Below are 14,913 nucleotides of genomic sequence, written 5' to 3' on the forward strand. Positions count from 1 at the left end.
GCAACGTCAGGGTTGCGGGTGAGCTGAGAATCCGGGGTCACGTGCGAGACTAGGTAACCATGAGCGACCCACGGATCACCTCGTCGATCTTCACCCGCGGCGCGGTCGACCTCAGCACGCTGCGTGGCCCCGCACCAGCAAGTACCCGCCCCGGCACGCCCCCGCAGGGCGGCCCGTCCAACGGCGTCCCCGGCGCGCCCACCGACGGCGGTGACACCGCCATCGTGGACGTCACCGAGGCGACCATCCAGTCCGACGTGCTCGAACGCTCGATGGCCACGCCCGTCGTCGTGTTCTTCGGTGCGGCCGGCTTCCCGGAGAGCGACGAGTTCGCCCCGGTCCTGGAGCGGCTGAACGCCGAGGGCGGTGGCACCTGGGTGCTGGCCCGGGTCGACGTGCAGGAAAATCCCCGAATCGCCCAGATGTTCCGGGTGCAGGGCATCCCGATGGTCTACGCGGTCGTCGGCGGTCAGCCGGTCGACGCCTTCTCTGGAGTTGTTCCCGAGGCTCAGCTGCGACAGTGGATCCAGGCAGTGCTGAAGGCCGGTGGCGTGACGGTCGCCGAGCCGGAGGACCCCCGCCTCGACGAGGCGGACGACGCGCTGATGAGCGGCGATCTGGACGCCGCCGAGCAGGCGTACCGGAAGATCCTGGCCGACGCCCCGGCGGACGCCGCGGCCACGGCGGGGCTGGCCCAGGTCGGAGTGGCCCGCCGGGTGGCCGGCGCAGACCCGTCCACCGCGCTGGCCGCCGCCGAGAGCGCCCCCGACGACGTCGCCGCCCAGTTGCTGGCCGCCGACATCGAGGTGCTCAGTGGTCTGGCCGAGCAGGCGTACGCCCGGCTCGTCGGTCTGGTCCGGCGCACCGCCGGTGAGGACCGTGAGACGGTTCGCCAGCACCTGGTCTCGCTCTTCTCCATCGCCGGCCCGGACGATCCGGCGGTCGCCTCGGCGCGTCGGGCTCTGGCCAGCGCCCTGTTCTGAGTTCGTAGCACGCCAGCGCGGGCCGGCGTTCCGGCCGGCCCGCCCGACCACCGAGGACGGGAGCTCACGATGCGCCGGATCGCCGTCCTCGACGCGCCGACAAATCTCGGTCTACGGCCGCCGACGCCCACGTCGGTCCCGGGTTGCGCCAAGGCCCCCGGGGCGCTGCGCGACCACGACCTGCTGGCCCGGCTCCGTGCCCGTGACGCCGGCTGCGTCACCCCCGCCCGGTACGACCCGGGCGACTGGCGGCCCGGCGACGGGGTGTGCCACGCCCGGGAGATCGCCGACTACTCGTTGGCCCTCGCCGAACGCATCGGCTCGATCATCGACCGGGGCGAGTTCCCGGTGGTGCTCGGCGGCGACTGCTCCGTGCTCCTCGGCTCGGCCCTGGCCATGCACCGCCTCGGCGAGGCTGTCGGCGGGCGGATCGGGCTGGTCTTCGTCGACGGGCACTCCGACTTCCGGCACCCCGGCAACGCCTCCTACGTCGGCGCCGCCGCCGGTGAGGATCTGGCTCTGGTGACCGGGCGAGGGCAGGCCGACCTGGCCGCGCTGGAGGGCCGTCGGCCCTACTTCCGCGACATCGACGTGGTGGTGCTCGGCATCCGCGCCCAGGACGAATACCGGCTCGACCTCCAGGCCGCCGGGATCACCACCCGACCGGTGCCGGCGCTGCGCGCCGAAGGCGCCGCCCGGACGGCCCAGTGGGCGCACGAGCAACTCGCCGACTGCGCGGGCTACTGGGTGCACATCGACGTGGACGTGCTCGACCCGGCGGTGATGCCCGCCGTGGACGCCCCCGATCCGGGTGGAATCGCCTTCGCCGAGCTGGAGATCCTGCTGGCCGGCCTGGTCGACACCCCGCACTGCCTCGGCGTGGAGCTGACCGTCTTCGACCCCGACTACGACCCGGACGGCTCCTACGCGGCCGAGATCGTCAACACCGTGGTCGCCGGTCTGGCGCCGGTGACCGCCCCCGAGGCAGTGCCGCCCCGACTGCTGTCGGCACGGCCGACGCCCTCCCCGCGGCGCGGCAACGGCCTTGCCGCGACCGCCACCGAGCGGTCCGACCGTGCCGAGCGGCTCGACGGGCTGGCTGTGCTCGACGGACTCGACCGCGCCGAGCGGGTAGCGCGGCGTGACCTCCCCGCCGGCATCGACCCCACGGGCAACGACCGCGCCGGCATCGACCGCGTCGGCATCGACCCCACGGGCAACGACCGCGCCGGCATCGACCCCGCTGGCGACGACCCCGCTGACGTCGACCACGCCGCGCTCAGGCCTGCCGTGCTCGGGTCTGACGATGACGGTCCGGCCGGCGTCGGTGGGCCCGGCGTCGGTTCGCCGGTGAGCGCGGTGTCGCGCGACGTCCCGGCGGAGGGGGAGTCGCCCGGCACGAACGGGCGGGCCCACTCCGAGCCGTCGGGCGTCGCGGCCAGCATCGCGTCCCTGGTCGAGCGTGAACCCGTCGGCCCGCCGGCGTCGGCCGGCCCCGGTCTTCTCCGACGCACCACCCCGTCGACCCAGAACACGCCCGAGAGGCACGAGGCCGACACCGCCTGACCTGGCCCTCGGCCCCCTGGCCTTGATCGGCTCGGTTCTCAGGTATTCCGGGGTGTCCGAGTGGATCGGACACCCCCGTTTCAACGAAACCGAGTGGATCAAGGCCAGGCGTCGGACGCCCCGTGGGCGTCCAGGTGGTGGGGTCAGGGGGTTGGGAGAGCGCGGAGGAAGCGCTCGGCCATCGGAACGGCCGAGGCGGTGCTGGCCCCGCCCTTCTCCACGAAGACGGCGAACGCCACGTCGCCGCGCCAGCCGACGAACCAGGCGTGGGTGTGCGCCGGGTTGTCGTCGTACTCGGCGGTGCCGGTCTTGCCGTACACCTCGCCCCGCACGTCCTTGAGCGCGCTGCCGGTGCCGGCCGTGACGACCTCGCGCATCATCGTGCGCAGCGCCTCGACGGACTCCGGCTTGAGCTGCTCGCCCGCCGGGGCCGGCTTGGCCGGTGCCGGGTCGAGCAGCAGCTTCGGCTGCTCGAAGCGGCCCCGGGCGACGGCGGCGGTGGCGCCGGCCATGGCGAGCGGGCTGACCAGTGTGGTGCCCTGCCCGAACGACGCGGCGGCCTGCTCGGCGAGGCTGCCGCCCGTCGAGACCTTGCCGGTGAAGGCGTCCATGCCGAGGTCCCACTGACCCTCCAGGCCCAGCGAGCGACCGGCGGCGGCCAGCCCGTCGCCGCCGAGCTTCGGGGCCAGCGCGGCGAACGCCGTGTTGCAGGACTTGGCGAAGTCGGTGCGGAACGGCACCGAGCCGAGCTCGAAGTTGTCCGAGTTCTTGAAGGACCGGCCGTCCACGGTGAAGGTCTTCTTGCAGTCCACCGGCCCGTCCAGCGTGACCGCGCCCCGGTCCAGCAGGCCCAGCGTGCTGACCATCTTGAAGGTCGAGCCGGGAGGCACCTGGGCGTCGAAGGCCAGGTTCTGCCCGGCCGGACCGGGGCCGTTGGCGGCGGCGAGCACGGCGCCGTCGCTGATCCGGAGCGCCACCAGGGCGGACCGGCGCGGCTCGGCGCGCAGTGCCCCGTCGGCCGCGTTCTGGACGGCGACGTCCAGCGTGGTCTTCAGCGCCTGCCCGGGCTGCGGCTCCCGGCGGAACAGTTCCGCGCCGGTGGGTTCGAGTTTGCCGCCCTCGGCCGGACGCTCGACCACCACGGTCAGCCCGGGGCCGCCGCGCAGTCGCTCGTCGTAACGGCCCTGTAGACCGCCGTGCCCGACCAGGTCGCCGACGACGTACCGGTCGGGATGCGCGGCGATGTCGTCGGCCTGCGCCGGGTCGACGGTGCCGAGCAGCGCACGGGCGAACTCGCGGGTGGGCGCCAGGTCGATCTTGTCGGTGATGAACTTGGTGCCGGGCAGGTCGTAGATCCGGGGCTTGATCTGCCGGTACGCCTCCTCACGCAGTGACACCACCTCGACGAAGGCGCCCGGCTCGGCCTTGGCCACCCGCTCAGGCAGATCGGCCAGGTCGACGCCGGGAACCAGCGCCGGACGAATGGCCTTGAACGCCGCGTCGAGGTCCTTGACGAGCTTCTTCAGGTCGGCGACCCCGTTGGGCTGCACACCCACCCGGATCACCGTGCGGGGGGTGACCAGCGGCTTCCCGGCGTTGTCCAGCACGGCGGCGCGGGCACCGGCGTCGCGACGCAGCGCCAACCGGTCACCCTTGCTGAGCTGCTCGTGCACCACCTTCGGCTCCCAGATCACCTGCCACTGGTCGTCGTCGCCGTGGGCGAGCCGGACCTCCCGGTCGTACGCCCAGCGGGTCTGACCGGGCAGGGCCCACTCCACCTGGACGGTGGTGGTCGCGATGTCCTTCGTGATCTTCGGCTCGCCGCGACGCGTCAGCGTGGGCGGGGTGGCCGCCAACTCACCGGAAAGCTCCTTGATCTCGCCACTCACGTCCGCTGAGGGCAGTTTCGCGCCGAGCGGGTCGATCAGACCGACCGCCTGGAGGTCACCGCTGCGCCAGCCGGCGAGGAAGGCGTCGACAGTGCGTTGCGGCCCGTCGTCACCGGAACAACCGACGAGGACACCCGCCGTGAGCAGCGCCGTGGTGACGCCGGCGGCGAGCCGACGGGCGGGGTTCGGCCGGTGGGGCCGGGGGTACGACAAGGGCATGAAGCTGGTCCTTCCGATCTCGGACTGCCCTCGCACGGTAGTACGGGAACGCCGTCCCCAACGTCCCCCAGGTGCTCGGCCGCGCTCAAAGACGAGCCGTACCCGTGTGATGAACATCGCGTGGCGGGGTATCCCGCAGCCGGCCAACCTCGGACCCGCAACGGGTGAAAGGACAAAGTCCCGATCCGGACGTCTGGCCAGTGGTCCGCCGACGAAGGCGCACAACGGCAGGGCCTAGGCTGGGCGGCAGAGTGACCCACAACGCGGTGGGTCGAGGGGAGTGGCACCGATGGACCGGCGTCCGGCGATCAAACCGGAACCCGACCTCCGGCAGGATGACTCCGGCCGGGACGATGACAGCTTCGATTCGGCGACCGACGGGGACGGCTACGGCCGACTCGACACGGGAGTCACCGGGCTGACCGGGTCGAGCATCGACACCATCTACGATCTGGGTCTGCCAGCCGAGGCGCTGGCCGACGACGTGGAGGACGCCGAGCTCGACGAACCCGTTCCCAACGCGGAGCGCCTGGTGGCCCAGGCCGTCGCGCTCGCCGGGGACGACCACGACGCGGCGACACTTGTCGGCCGTTTCTGGCGGTTCGCCCCGGACGAGGAGCTGGTCGGCTTCACGGCGGAAGAGATGCTCGACGCGGCCCGGGCTCACCGGGATCTCGCCCAGCAGCGGGTGCCGGGCGAGTTGAAGCTGCGGATCCACGAACCGCACGCCGACCAGCACCACACGGTCGTCGAGATCGTCACCGACGACATGCCGTTCCTGGTCGACTCGGTGACGGCGTTGCTCAACTCGTACCACCTCGACGTGCACCTGCTGGTGCACCCGTTGGTGGTGGTGCGGCGGGAGCCGCTGGGCCGGCTCACCGAGGTCTCCGCCGATGTGGAACCGGACGACGCGATCGCCGGCGACATCATCGAGAGCTGGATGCGGATCGAGATCGACCCGGTCCGGGACGCGGCCGAACGGGACCGGTTGCGCCGCGAGTTGCAGCGGGTGCTCACCGACGTGCGGGAGGCGGTCGAGGACTGGCCGAAGATGCGTCAGCGTGCCCTCGCGCTCGCCGACGAGCTGGCGTCCGCCCGTACCTCCGACAACCGCCCACCCGTGCCGGAAAAGGACATCACCGACTCGGTGGAGTTGCTGCGGTGGCTCGCCCAGGACCACTTCACCTTCCTCGGCTACCGCGAGTACCGGTTGGTGGACGCCGACGGCGACGACGCCGCCGACCCGGTCGACGGCAAGGCGTTGGAGGCGGTGCTCGGCACCGGTCTGGGCATTCTGCGCTCCGACTCGCCGGATGCGCGCTCGCTCTCCTCGATGACGCCCGAGGCGCACGAGAAGGTGCTGGAGAAGCGCCTGTTGATCATCACGAAGGCGAACTCCCGGGCCACCGTGCACCGCTCGGCGTACCTGGACTACATCGGCTTCAAGATCTTCAACTCCGCCGGTGACGTGATCGGTGAGCGGCGCTTCCTGGGGCTGTTCTCGACGGCCGCCTACCGGACCAGCGTCCGCGAGCTGCCGGTGGTACGCCGCAAGGTGGCCGAGGTGCTGGACCGCTCCGGTCTGAGCCAGCGCAGCCACTCGGGCAAGGATCTGATCCAGATCCTGGAGACCTACCCGCGCGACGAGCTGTTCCAGATCAAGACCGACGACCTGTACCACGCGGTGGTCGGCGTGTTGCGGATGGCCGGCCGCCGGCAACTGCGGGTGTTCCTGCGTCGGGACGCGTACGGGCGGTTCATCTCCTGCCTGATCTACCTGCCCCGGGACCGGTTCACCACCCAGAACCGGCTGCGCATGCAGGACATCCTGCTGCGTGAGCTGAACGGCGTCGGGGTGGACTACACCACCCGGGTCACCGAGTCGATGCTGGCCCGGGTGCACTTCATCGTCCGGACCGACCCGACGCGGCCACCCGGCGACATCGACGCCGACCTGCTGGCCGAGGAGTTGGCCGACGCCACCCGTCTGTGGGACGACGACTACCGGCTGGTGCTGGAGCGCAAGCTCGGCGACGAGCAGGCCAAGCACCTGTTCACCCGGTACGCGGACGCCTTCCCGGAGGGCTACAAGGACGGGCACACGCCGTACGAGGCGATGAAGGACCTGGCGAAGCTGGAGCTGCTGGAGGAGCCCGGCCAGCTGGAGATGCACCTGTTCCGCAAGCAGTTGGCACCGCGGCCGGGCACCCGGGTGCCGGGGGCCGACCTGGCCGAGGCGATGGACGTCCGGTTCAAGGTCTACCGGTACGGCGAGCCGATGATGCTCTCCGCCGTGCTGCCGGTCCTGCACTCGCTCGGCGTACGGGTGGTCGACGAGCACCCGTACGAGGTGGACCGGATCGACGGTCGGGTCTACCTGTACGACTTCGGCCTCATGCTGCCCGAGGGGCATCACGAGCTGGCCGAGGTGCGCCCGCACGTGGAGAACGCCTTCGCGGCGGCCTGGCGCGGCGAGGCCGAGGTGGACCGGTTCAACGAGCTGGTGCTGCGCGGCGGGCTGACCTGGCGGCAGGTGGTGGTGCTGCGGGCGTACGCGAAGTACCTGCGGCAGGCCGGCACGGTCTTCTCGCAGGACTACATGGAGCAGACATTCATCGCGTACCCGAAGCTCGCCGCGTTGCTGGTGGAGCTCTTCGAGACCCGGTTCGCGCCGGGCGAGTTGAGCACCGAGCAGCGGCAGCAGCGCAGCGGTGAGCTGGTGGAGACGATCCGGGGCGCGCTGGACGACGTGGCGAGCCTCGACCAGGACCGGATCCTGCGCTCGTACCTGACGCTGATCGAGGCGACCCTGCGGACCAGCTTCTACCAGAAGCGCGCCGACGGGCGGCCGAAGGCGTACGTGGCGTTCAAGCTCGACCCGCAGGCCATCCCGGACCTGCCCGCGCCGCGACCGAAGTTCGAGATCTTCGTCTACTCGCCGCGGTTCGAGGGTGTGCACCTGCGGTTCGGGCCGGTGGCCCGGGGCGGGTTGCGGTGGTCCGACCGTCGGGAGGACTTCCGGACCGAGGTGCTGGGCCTGGTCAAGGCGCAGATGGTGAAGAACACCGTGATCGTGCCGGTCGGCGCCAAGGGCGGCTTCGTGTTGAAGCAGAAGCCGGGCGACCGGGACGAGGCGGTCGCCTGCTACCAGGAGTTCGTCGGCGCGATGCTGGACGTCACCGACAACATCGTCAGCGGGCAGATCGTGCCGCCCGAGGACGTGGTCCGGCACGACAGCGACGACCCGTACCTGGTCGTGGCGGCCGACAAGGGCACCGCCACGTTCTCCGACATCGCCAACGAGATCTCCAAGGCCCACAACTTCTGGATGGGCGACGCGTTCGCGTCCGGCGGATCCGCCGGCTACGACCACAAGAAGATGGGCATCACCGCCCGGGGCGCCTGGGAGTCGGTCAAGCGGCACTTCCGCGAGCTGGGCCTGGACACCCAGGCCCAGGACTTCACGGTGGTCGGCGTCGGCGACATGTCCGGCGACGTGTTCGGCAACGGGATGCTGCTCTCCGAGCACATCCGGCTGGTGGCCGCCTTCGACCACCGGCACATCTTCCTCGACCCGGAGCCGGACGCCGCCACCTCGTACGCGGAGCGTCGACGGCTGTTCGACCTGCCCCGCTCCTCCTGGGAGGACTACAACCCGGAGCTGATCTCGGCAGGTGGCGGCATCTTCCCGCGTACCGCGAAGTCCATTCCGATCACGCCGCAGGTCCGGGCGGCGATCGGCCTGGACGACGACGTCACGCAGTTGTCGCCGCAGGACCTGATGAAGGCGATCGTCACCGCTCCGGTGGACCTGTTCTGGAACGGCGGCATCGGCACCTACGTCAAGGCCTCCACCCAGACCAACGCCGAGGTGGGCGACAAGTCCAACGACGCGATCCGGGTGGACGGACGCGGCCTGCGCTGCCGGGTGGCGGGCGAGGGCGGCAACCTGGGCTGGACCCAGCTCGGCCGGATCGAGTACGCGTTGACCGGCGGCCGGATCTACACCGACTTCATCGACAACGCGGCCGGGGTGGACACCTCCGACCACGAGGTGAACATCAAGATCCTGCTCAACACGGCGGTGGCCGACGGTGAGCTGACCATGGCCGACCGGGACGAGCTGCTGGCCGGGATGACCGACGAGGTCGCGGAGCTGGTGCTGCGCGACAACTACGACCAGGCTCGGGCGATCAACAACGCCCAGGCCCAGGCCGCCTCGCTGCTCCCGGTGCACCGTCGGATGATCAACGAGCTGGAGCGTTCGGGCGGATTGGACCGCGCGTTGGAGGCGCTGCCGCCGGACGAGGAACTGGCGGTCCGCAGCGAGTCCGGGCTGACCGCGCCGGAGTTCGCCGTGCTCCTCGCGTACGTGAAGATCGTCCTGGAGCGGGAGATCCTCACCGACGGGTTGGCCGACGAGGAGTGGACGACCGACGTCCTGGTCAACTACTTCCCGACGCCGATGCGCGAGCGGTTCGCCGACCGGATGGGCCGGCACCGGCTGCGCCGGGACATCGTCACCACGGTGCTGGTCAACGAGGCGATCAACCGGGGTGGCATCTCGTTCATCTTCCGGGTGGTCGAGGAGACGGCGGCCAGCGCGGCCGACGTGATCCGGGCCTACGTGGTGGTCAGCGAGGTGTTCGGCCTGCGCGAGCTGTGGGACGAGGTCGAGGCGCTGGACAACAAGGTGGCGCCGGAGCTGCAGACCAGCGTCTACCTGGACACCCGTCGGCTGCTCGACCGCGCGGTGCGGTGGTTGGTCTCCAACCGGCGCTCGCCGATCGACGTGCCGGCCGAGATCGCCCGGCTGCGCGACGGGGTCACCCGGCTGCTGCCGGGGCTGGAGGAGCTGTTCTACGGCAACGAGCGCCAGGGCATCGCCGCGCACATGGACTCGATGACCGAGCGTGGGCTGCCCCGCGAGCTGGCGGAGCGGGCCACCCGGCTGATGTACAGCTTCGGTCTGATGGACGTGGTGGAGACCGCGAACGCCAGTGGGCGGGACGTCAGCGAAGTGGCCTCGGTCTACTTCGTGCTGTCCGACCTGTTCCGGGTGGACTCGCTGCTGTCGAAGATCTCCCTGCTGCCGCGCGAGGACCGCTGGCAGACCCTCGCGCGAATGGCGCTGCGGTACGACCTGTACGCCGCGCTCGCCGCGCTCACCGCGGAGGTGCTCGACTCCACTCCGGGCGACCTGCCGCCGCACGAGCGGGTGCAGCAGTGGGAGCAGTCGAACGCCACCTCCATCCACCGCGCCCGACGGGCGATGGGTGAGTTCGACGAGTCGCGGGCGGATCTCGCCGCCCTGTCGGTGCTGCTGCGCCAGATCCGCACCCTGGTGCGGACCTCCGCGGCAGCCTGATTCAGCTACGCCGGACGCGGTCCGGCCGGTCGGGGTGACCCGACCGGCCGGACCTCTTTCGTTCCTCGTCGGTCAGGCCGCCAGCGTGGCGAAGACGACGATGTTGTCCGGGTAGCTCTTCGCGGCCTGATCGAACTGGCCGCCGCAGGTGACCACCCGCAGGCCGGGCCGGTCACTCGGTCCGTAGACCAACTCGGTGGGGAAGGCCGTCTTCGGGTACGACTTGACCGAGTCGACAGTGAAGGTGGCCGGCACCCCGTCGGCGCGGCGCACCGTGACGGTGTCGCCGGGGGTGAGGGCGCCGAGGTCGAAGAAGACGGCCGGGCCGAGCACCGCCGAGTCCACGTGCCCGACGATGACCGCGTTGCCCGTCTCGCCCGGGCTCGCACCCGGCTCGTACCACCCGGCCTGGTCGGCTTTGTCCAGCGGAGGGACCTGGACGGTGCCGTCCGGGTTGGTGCCCAACGACATGATCGTCGCGTTGACGCCGATCCGGGGGATCTCGATGCTCGTCGGCGCCGACCGGGCCAAACCGACCGCCGCCTGACCGACCGGCTGCCCGTCGACCGGCGGGGAGTCGTCGGCGGTGCTCGGCGGCGCGGTCGGCTCCGGGCCGGCCTGGGCCAGCGGCTGCGGCGGCCGGGCAGTGGGTGTGGTCTTCAGGGAGGCGCCGATCATGCCGGCGCCGATCATGGCCATGGTGACGACGACGGCCGTGCCGGCGGCACGCCACGGTCTCCCGCGACGGCCGCCGGCCGGTGTCGTCGTCACGTCAGACGAGCGAACCATCGGTCCGCCGACGACGCATCAACACGATCCCGCCCAGCGCGGCAGCGCCGAGCAGGCCCGCCCCGCCGGTGGCCAGGCCGCGGTCGGTGCCGGTGCTGGCGCCACCGTCACCACCGTCGACGCCGCCGTGCGGCAGCACGACGAGCTCGCCCTCGCCGCAGGAGCCCTTGAGCTCGTAGCGACCCGGCTTGGCGTCCTTGTCGACCTTGGCTTCGCCGTAGTAGACGAACTCGCGCTCCTTGTCCCAGTCACGCTCGTCCGAGCCGCGCTCGTCCTTGCCGTAACCGCCACGCTCGTCCGAGCCGCGCTCGTCCTTGCCGTAACCGCCACGCTCGTCCGAGCCGTGCTCGTCCTTGTTCTCCCAGCCCTTGTCCGAGCCGTAGTCGGAGCCGTGCTCGTCCTTGCTGTCCCAGCCCTTGTCCGAGCCGTAGTCGGAGCCGTGCTCGTCCTTGTTCTCCCAGCCCTTGTCCGAGCCGTAGTCGGAGCCGTGCTCGTCCTTGTTCTCCCAGCCCTTGTCCGAGCCGTAGTCGGAGCCGTGCTCGTCCTTGCTGTCCCAGCCCTTGTCCGAGCCGTAGTCCGAGCCGTGCTCGTCCTTGGAGTCCCAGTCCTTCTTGTCACGGCCTTCTTCGGCGTCCTGGCCGTGCTCCTCGCCCTTCCAGTCCTTGCTGCCCTCGTCGCCGTAGGCGTCGGCGGCAGCGCCGCCACCCTGGCCGCCCTTGCCGTTCTCGTCCTTGCCCTTGTCGTCCTTGCCGTGTTCGTCCTTGCCCTTGTCGTCCTTGCCTTCGTGGTCCTTGCCCTTGTCGTCCTTGCCGTGCTCGTCCTTGCCCTTGTCGTCCTTGCCGTGTTCGTCCTTGCCCTTGTCGTGGTCGGAGGAGTTCTCCTCCTCACGCCACTCGCGGTCCTCGCCCCGGTCTTCGTCCGCCGGCTTGAGCTTGACCTTGCCGGTGACCTTGGACCACACGTACGCGTGCTCCTGCCGATCCGGGCAGATCTCGAGGAGCTTGACCTCGTCGCCAGCCTTGACGACGTGCGGCTTGGCGTAGACCTTGCCGTCGTCGTGGCCGTCGGCGAACGCGATCCCCGGTGCGAACACCAGGAGCGACGCGCCGCCGAGCGCGGCGCCCGCGACGACCTTCCCGAGCATCTTCTTAGCCATGACCTGCGTCACTCCATCCCTGTTGTCCTGAGCTCGGCGACAACCGAGCTAAGAACGACGTTAGACCGTTTCATGACTTATGAAGTGAAAGATTCGCGTTTTACCTTTGATCCATGTAAGAGGTGAAGGGGTGGTACGCGGCTTTCGCCGCGCTGAGTGTCGTGTCAGGCGTCCCGAGGCTCCGTGGGCGTGTCGCGCCGTTGCGCGCATCCCGTGCCTGGCCTGCCCCGGCATCCGATAGCGGCGGCTGCGGGCGGCGCGTGCCGGCCGGCATCCACGGAGGTATCGTCCGAAGCGTCTCCGGCAACGCATCGAGCCATTGCCATGGAAGCGCTCCCATGCAAGAATCGGCGAACGCGGTTCAAAGAGCCATACCGCGCAGGCAGGGAGTCGAGGGCACCCGGTTTCTCACCGGGCGACGCACCCGCCGCCGATCGACCGGCCGACGCATCGGTCGGGCACCACCACCACCATCGCCCGTCCGGGTCGGGCGCCCCCCAAAGAATCCCGTGGCGCCGGCGGCCGTCCGTGCAGGACGCCCATCGGGCCGTCCCGCCGGGCCGCACCTGGGCCCGGTCTCGCCCAAGGAGATCAGTGGCATGAATGTGTGGAGAAGGCTAACCGGCCCACGCCGGGCCCTCGCGCTCACCGGCGCGGGTGCCCTGGTCGCGGGTGGGCTCGTAACGATTCCGGTTACCGCGGCGCAGGCCGCGACGCAGTGCGATATCGCGTACACGAGCAACGACTGGCAGGGCGGCTTCACCGCGAACATCACCATCAAGAACGTCGGCGACGCGCTGAACGGCTGGACGCTCGGCTGGACCTTCCCCAACTCCAGCCAGCGGGTGCAGCAGGGCTGGTCGGCCACGTACACCCAGTCCGGCAGCCAGGTCACCGCGCGCAGCATGTCCTACAACGGCACCTTGGCCACCGGCGCGTCGACGAGCATCGGCTTCAACGGCGCGTGGAGCGGCAGCAACCCGAAGCCCACCTCGTTCACCCTGAACGGCGTGGTCTGCAACGGTGGCACCACCCCGCCGACCAACCCGCCGACCAACCCGCCGACCGATCCGCCGACCGACCCGCCGACCGACCCGCCGACCGACCCGCCCACGACCAACCCGCCCGGCACCAAGGTCGACAACCCGTACGCCGGGGTGCGCGGTTACGTGAACCCGGAGTGGAAGGCCAAGGCGGACGCCGAGCCCGGCGGCAGCCGGGTCTCCAACAACCCCACCGCCGTCTGGCTGGACCGGATCGCCGCGATCAACGGCACGCCGAACAGCAGCTCCAACGGTGCCTTCGGCGTGAAGGAGCACCTGGACGAGGCGCTGCGCCAGGGTGCCGGCTACATCCAGTTCGTGATCTACAACCTGCCCGGCCGGGACTGCTCCGCGCTCGCCTCCAACGGTGAGCTGGGCCCGGACGAGCTGCCGAAGTACAAGGCCGAGTACATCGACCCGATCGCCGCGATCCAGAGCCAGGCCAAGTACAGCAGCCTGCGGATCATCAACATCATCGAGATCGACTCGCTGCCGAACCTGGTGACCAACACCTCCGGCCAGCCGGGCGGCACGGTCATGTGTGACACGGTCAAGGCCAACGGCGCCTACGTCAACGGCGTCGGCTACGCCCTGGCCAAGCTGGGCGCGATCGGCAACGTCTACAACTACATCGACTCCGGCCACCACGGCTGGCTCGGTTGGGACAGCAACTTCAACCCGAGCGCGGAGATCCTGAAGACCGCGGCTGTCGCCTCCGGCAGCACTGTCAACAACGTGCACGGCTTCATCACCAACACCGCCAACTACTCGGCGCTGCAGGAGCCGTACTTCAAGGTCACCGACAACGTGAACGGCCAGACGGTGCGGCAGTCCAAGTGGGTCGACTGGAACTACTACGTCGACGAGCTGTCGTTCGCCCAGGCGTTCCGGACCAAGCTGGTCTCGTTGGGCTTCAACTCGAACATCGGCATGCTGATCGACACCTCGCGCAACGGTTGGGGCGGCTCCGCCCGGCCCACCGGCCCGGGTGCGACGACGAGCGTCGACACGTACGTCAACGGTGGTCGCATCGACCGTCGGGCACACCTCGGCAACTGGTGCAACCAGGCCGGTGCCGGTCTCGGTGAGCGGCCTCGGGTGGCCCCGGCCACGGGTATCGACGCCTACGTCTGGGTGAAGCCGCCGGGCGAGTCGGACGGCTCCAGCAAGGAGATCCCGAACAACGAGGGCAAGGGCTTCGACCGGATGTGCGACCCGACGTACGGCGGCAACGCCCGTAACGGCAACAACCCGTCGGGTGCCCTGGGCGACGCGCCGATCTCCGGTGCCTGGTTCTCCGCCCAGTTCCAGGAGCTCATGCGCAACGCCTACCCGGCGCTCTGATCGGGTAGCTCACGCACCAACCCGCTGCCAGTGGTTGGTGAGGCACTGTTGGCAGCAGGTTCCCCCCGGGTCCCCGGCTCGACCGTCACAGGTCGGGCCGGGGACCCCCCCTTTTTGTCGGCCCGATCAGGGCACCGTGCGTTCGATCGCCGCCGGGCCCTGTTCGGCCAGGTCGCGGCGGGCCTTCTCCAGGTTCTCCGGTGTCAGATCCTGCCCGCGGGCCATCACCAGGTCCTCCGGCTCCCAGGGCTGCTCGCCCCCGGTGCGGATGTTGTCCCCGCCGGCGCCGGTTCCCGTCCCGGTGGCCCCGGTGCCGGCGGCGTACGGGTCGCCGATCAGCTCGTCGGTGTCGGGCGCGAGGTCACCTGGTCGGCTGCCGGGTTCGGCGAAGCCCGGCGTGTCCCGGTCCGGGCCACCCCCGGTGCGCAGTTGCGGCACGGTGGCGTCATCGTCCACCGCCGAGGCCACCTCGGGGCTGTCCTCCAGCGGCGGTTGGCGATCGCGATCGGTCATGGTGCTGCCTCCTGGGTCCGACACGGTGCCTGATTCCCCC

General features: G+C 70.6%; 7 protein-coding genes and 1 pseudogene. 4 read left to right on the forward strand and 4 right to left on the reverse strand.

What is annotated here, in order from left to right:
• The first annotated feature begins 59 nt into the window (after positions 1-59).
• Both AB0877_RS09250 and AB0877_RS09255 read left to right on the forward strand, forming a co-directional pair.
• Positions 60-983 carry a tetratricopeptide repeat protein gene (locus tag AB0877_RS09250; RefSeq protein WP_366608078.1) on the forward strand — a complete coding sequence of 308 codons (924 nt, stop codon included), beginning with the start codon at positions 60-62 and terminating at the stop codon, positions 981-983.
• Positions 984-1,052: 69 nt separating this feature from the next.
• Positions 1,053-2,018, forward strand: a pseudogene (locus tag AB0877_RS09255) (arginase family protein); the annotation flags it as partial.
• 674 nt (positions 2,019-2,692) lie between these two features.
• Here the strand turns inward: AB0877_RS09255 and AB0877_RS09260 are convergent.
• Complete coding sequence (locus AB0877_RS09260) at positions 2,693-4,657, reverse strand: penicillin-binding transpeptidase domain-containing protein (RefSeq protein WP_366608079.1); 1,965 nt, start codon at positions 4,655-4,657, stop codon at positions 2,693-2,695.
• A 289-nt stretch (positions 4,658-4,946) separates the two neighbouring features.
• Between AB0877_RS09260 and AB0877_RS09265 the strand changes: the two genes are divergently transcribed.
• Positions 4,947-10,028 (forward strand): NAD-glutamate dehydrogenase, encoded by a 5,082-nt coding sequence (locus tag AB0877_RS09265; RefSeq protein ID WP_366608080.1) that lies wholly within the window; start codon positions 4,947-4,949, stop codon positions 10,026-10,028.
• A 72-nt stretch (positions 10,029-10,100) separates the two neighbouring features.
• Here the strand turns inward: AB0877_RS09265 and AB0877_RS09270 are convergent, their stop codons facing one another.
• Positions 10,101-10,799, reverse strand: coding sequence for a class F sortase (locus AB0877_RS09270; protein ID WP_366608081.1), 699 nt, complete (start codon positions 10,797-10,799; stop codon positions 10,101-10,103).
• A 1-nt stretch (position 10,800) separates the two neighbouring features.
• On the reverse strand, positions 10,801-11,973 hold the full coding sequence (locus tag AB0877_RS09275; protein ID WP_366608082.1) for a hypothetical protein: 1,173 nt from the start codon (positions 11,971-11,973) through the stop codon (positions 10,801-10,803).
• Between the two features lie 599 nt (positions 11,974-12,572).
• On the opposite strand from AB0877_RS09275, the gene AB0877_RS09280 reads away from it, so the two are divergent.
• Positions 12,573-14,360 (forward strand): glycoside hydrolase family 6 protein, encoded by a 1,788-nt coding sequence (locus AB0877_RS09280; RefSeq protein WP_366608083.1) that lies wholly within the window; start codon positions 12,573-12,575, stop codon positions 14,358-14,360.
• 126 nt (positions 14,361-14,486) lie between these two features.
• On the opposite strand, the gene AB0877_RS09285 is transcribed toward AB0877_RS09280, so the two are convergent.
• Positions 14,487-14,873, reverse strand: coding sequence for a hypothetical protein (locus AB0877_RS09285; RefSeq protein ID WP_366608084.1), 387 nt, complete (start codon positions 14,871-14,873; stop codon positions 14,487-14,489).
• Positions 14,874-14,913: the final 40 nt, after the last annotated feature.

Origin of the sequence: Micromonospora sp. NPDC047644 (assembly GCF_040704315.1) — a bacterium.
GTDB lineage: Bacteria > Actinomycetota > Actinomycetes > Mycobacteriales > Micromonosporaceae > Micromonospora.

Excerpts from the sequence above, each read along its gene's own strand:
- AB0877_RS09250 (WP_366608078.1), top strand. The coding sequence starts at position 60 with ATGAGCGACCCACGGATCACCTCGTCGATCTTCACCCGCGGCGCGGTC.
- AB0877_RS09260 (WP_366608079.1), bottom strand. The coding sequence starts at position 4,657 with ATGCCCTTGTCGTACCCCCGGCCCCACCGGCCGAACCCCGCCCGTCGG.
- AB0877_RS09265 (WP_366608080.1), top strand. The coding sequence starts at position 4,947 with ATGGACCGGCGTCCGGCGATCAAACCGGAACCCGACCTCCGGCAGGAT.
- AB0877_RS09275 (WP_366608082.1), bottom strand. The coding sequence starts at position 11,973 with ATGGCTAAGAAGATGCTCGGGAAGGTCGTCGCGGGCGCCGCGCTCGGC.
- AB0877_RS09280 (WP_366608083.1), top strand. The coding sequence starts at position 12,573 with ATGAATGTGTGGAGAAGGCTAACCGGCCCACGCCGGGCCCTCGCGCTC.
- AB0877_RS09285 (WP_366608084.1), bottom strand. The coding sequence starts at position 14,873 with ATGACCGATCGCGATCGCCAACCGCCGCTGGAGGACAGCCCCGAGGTG.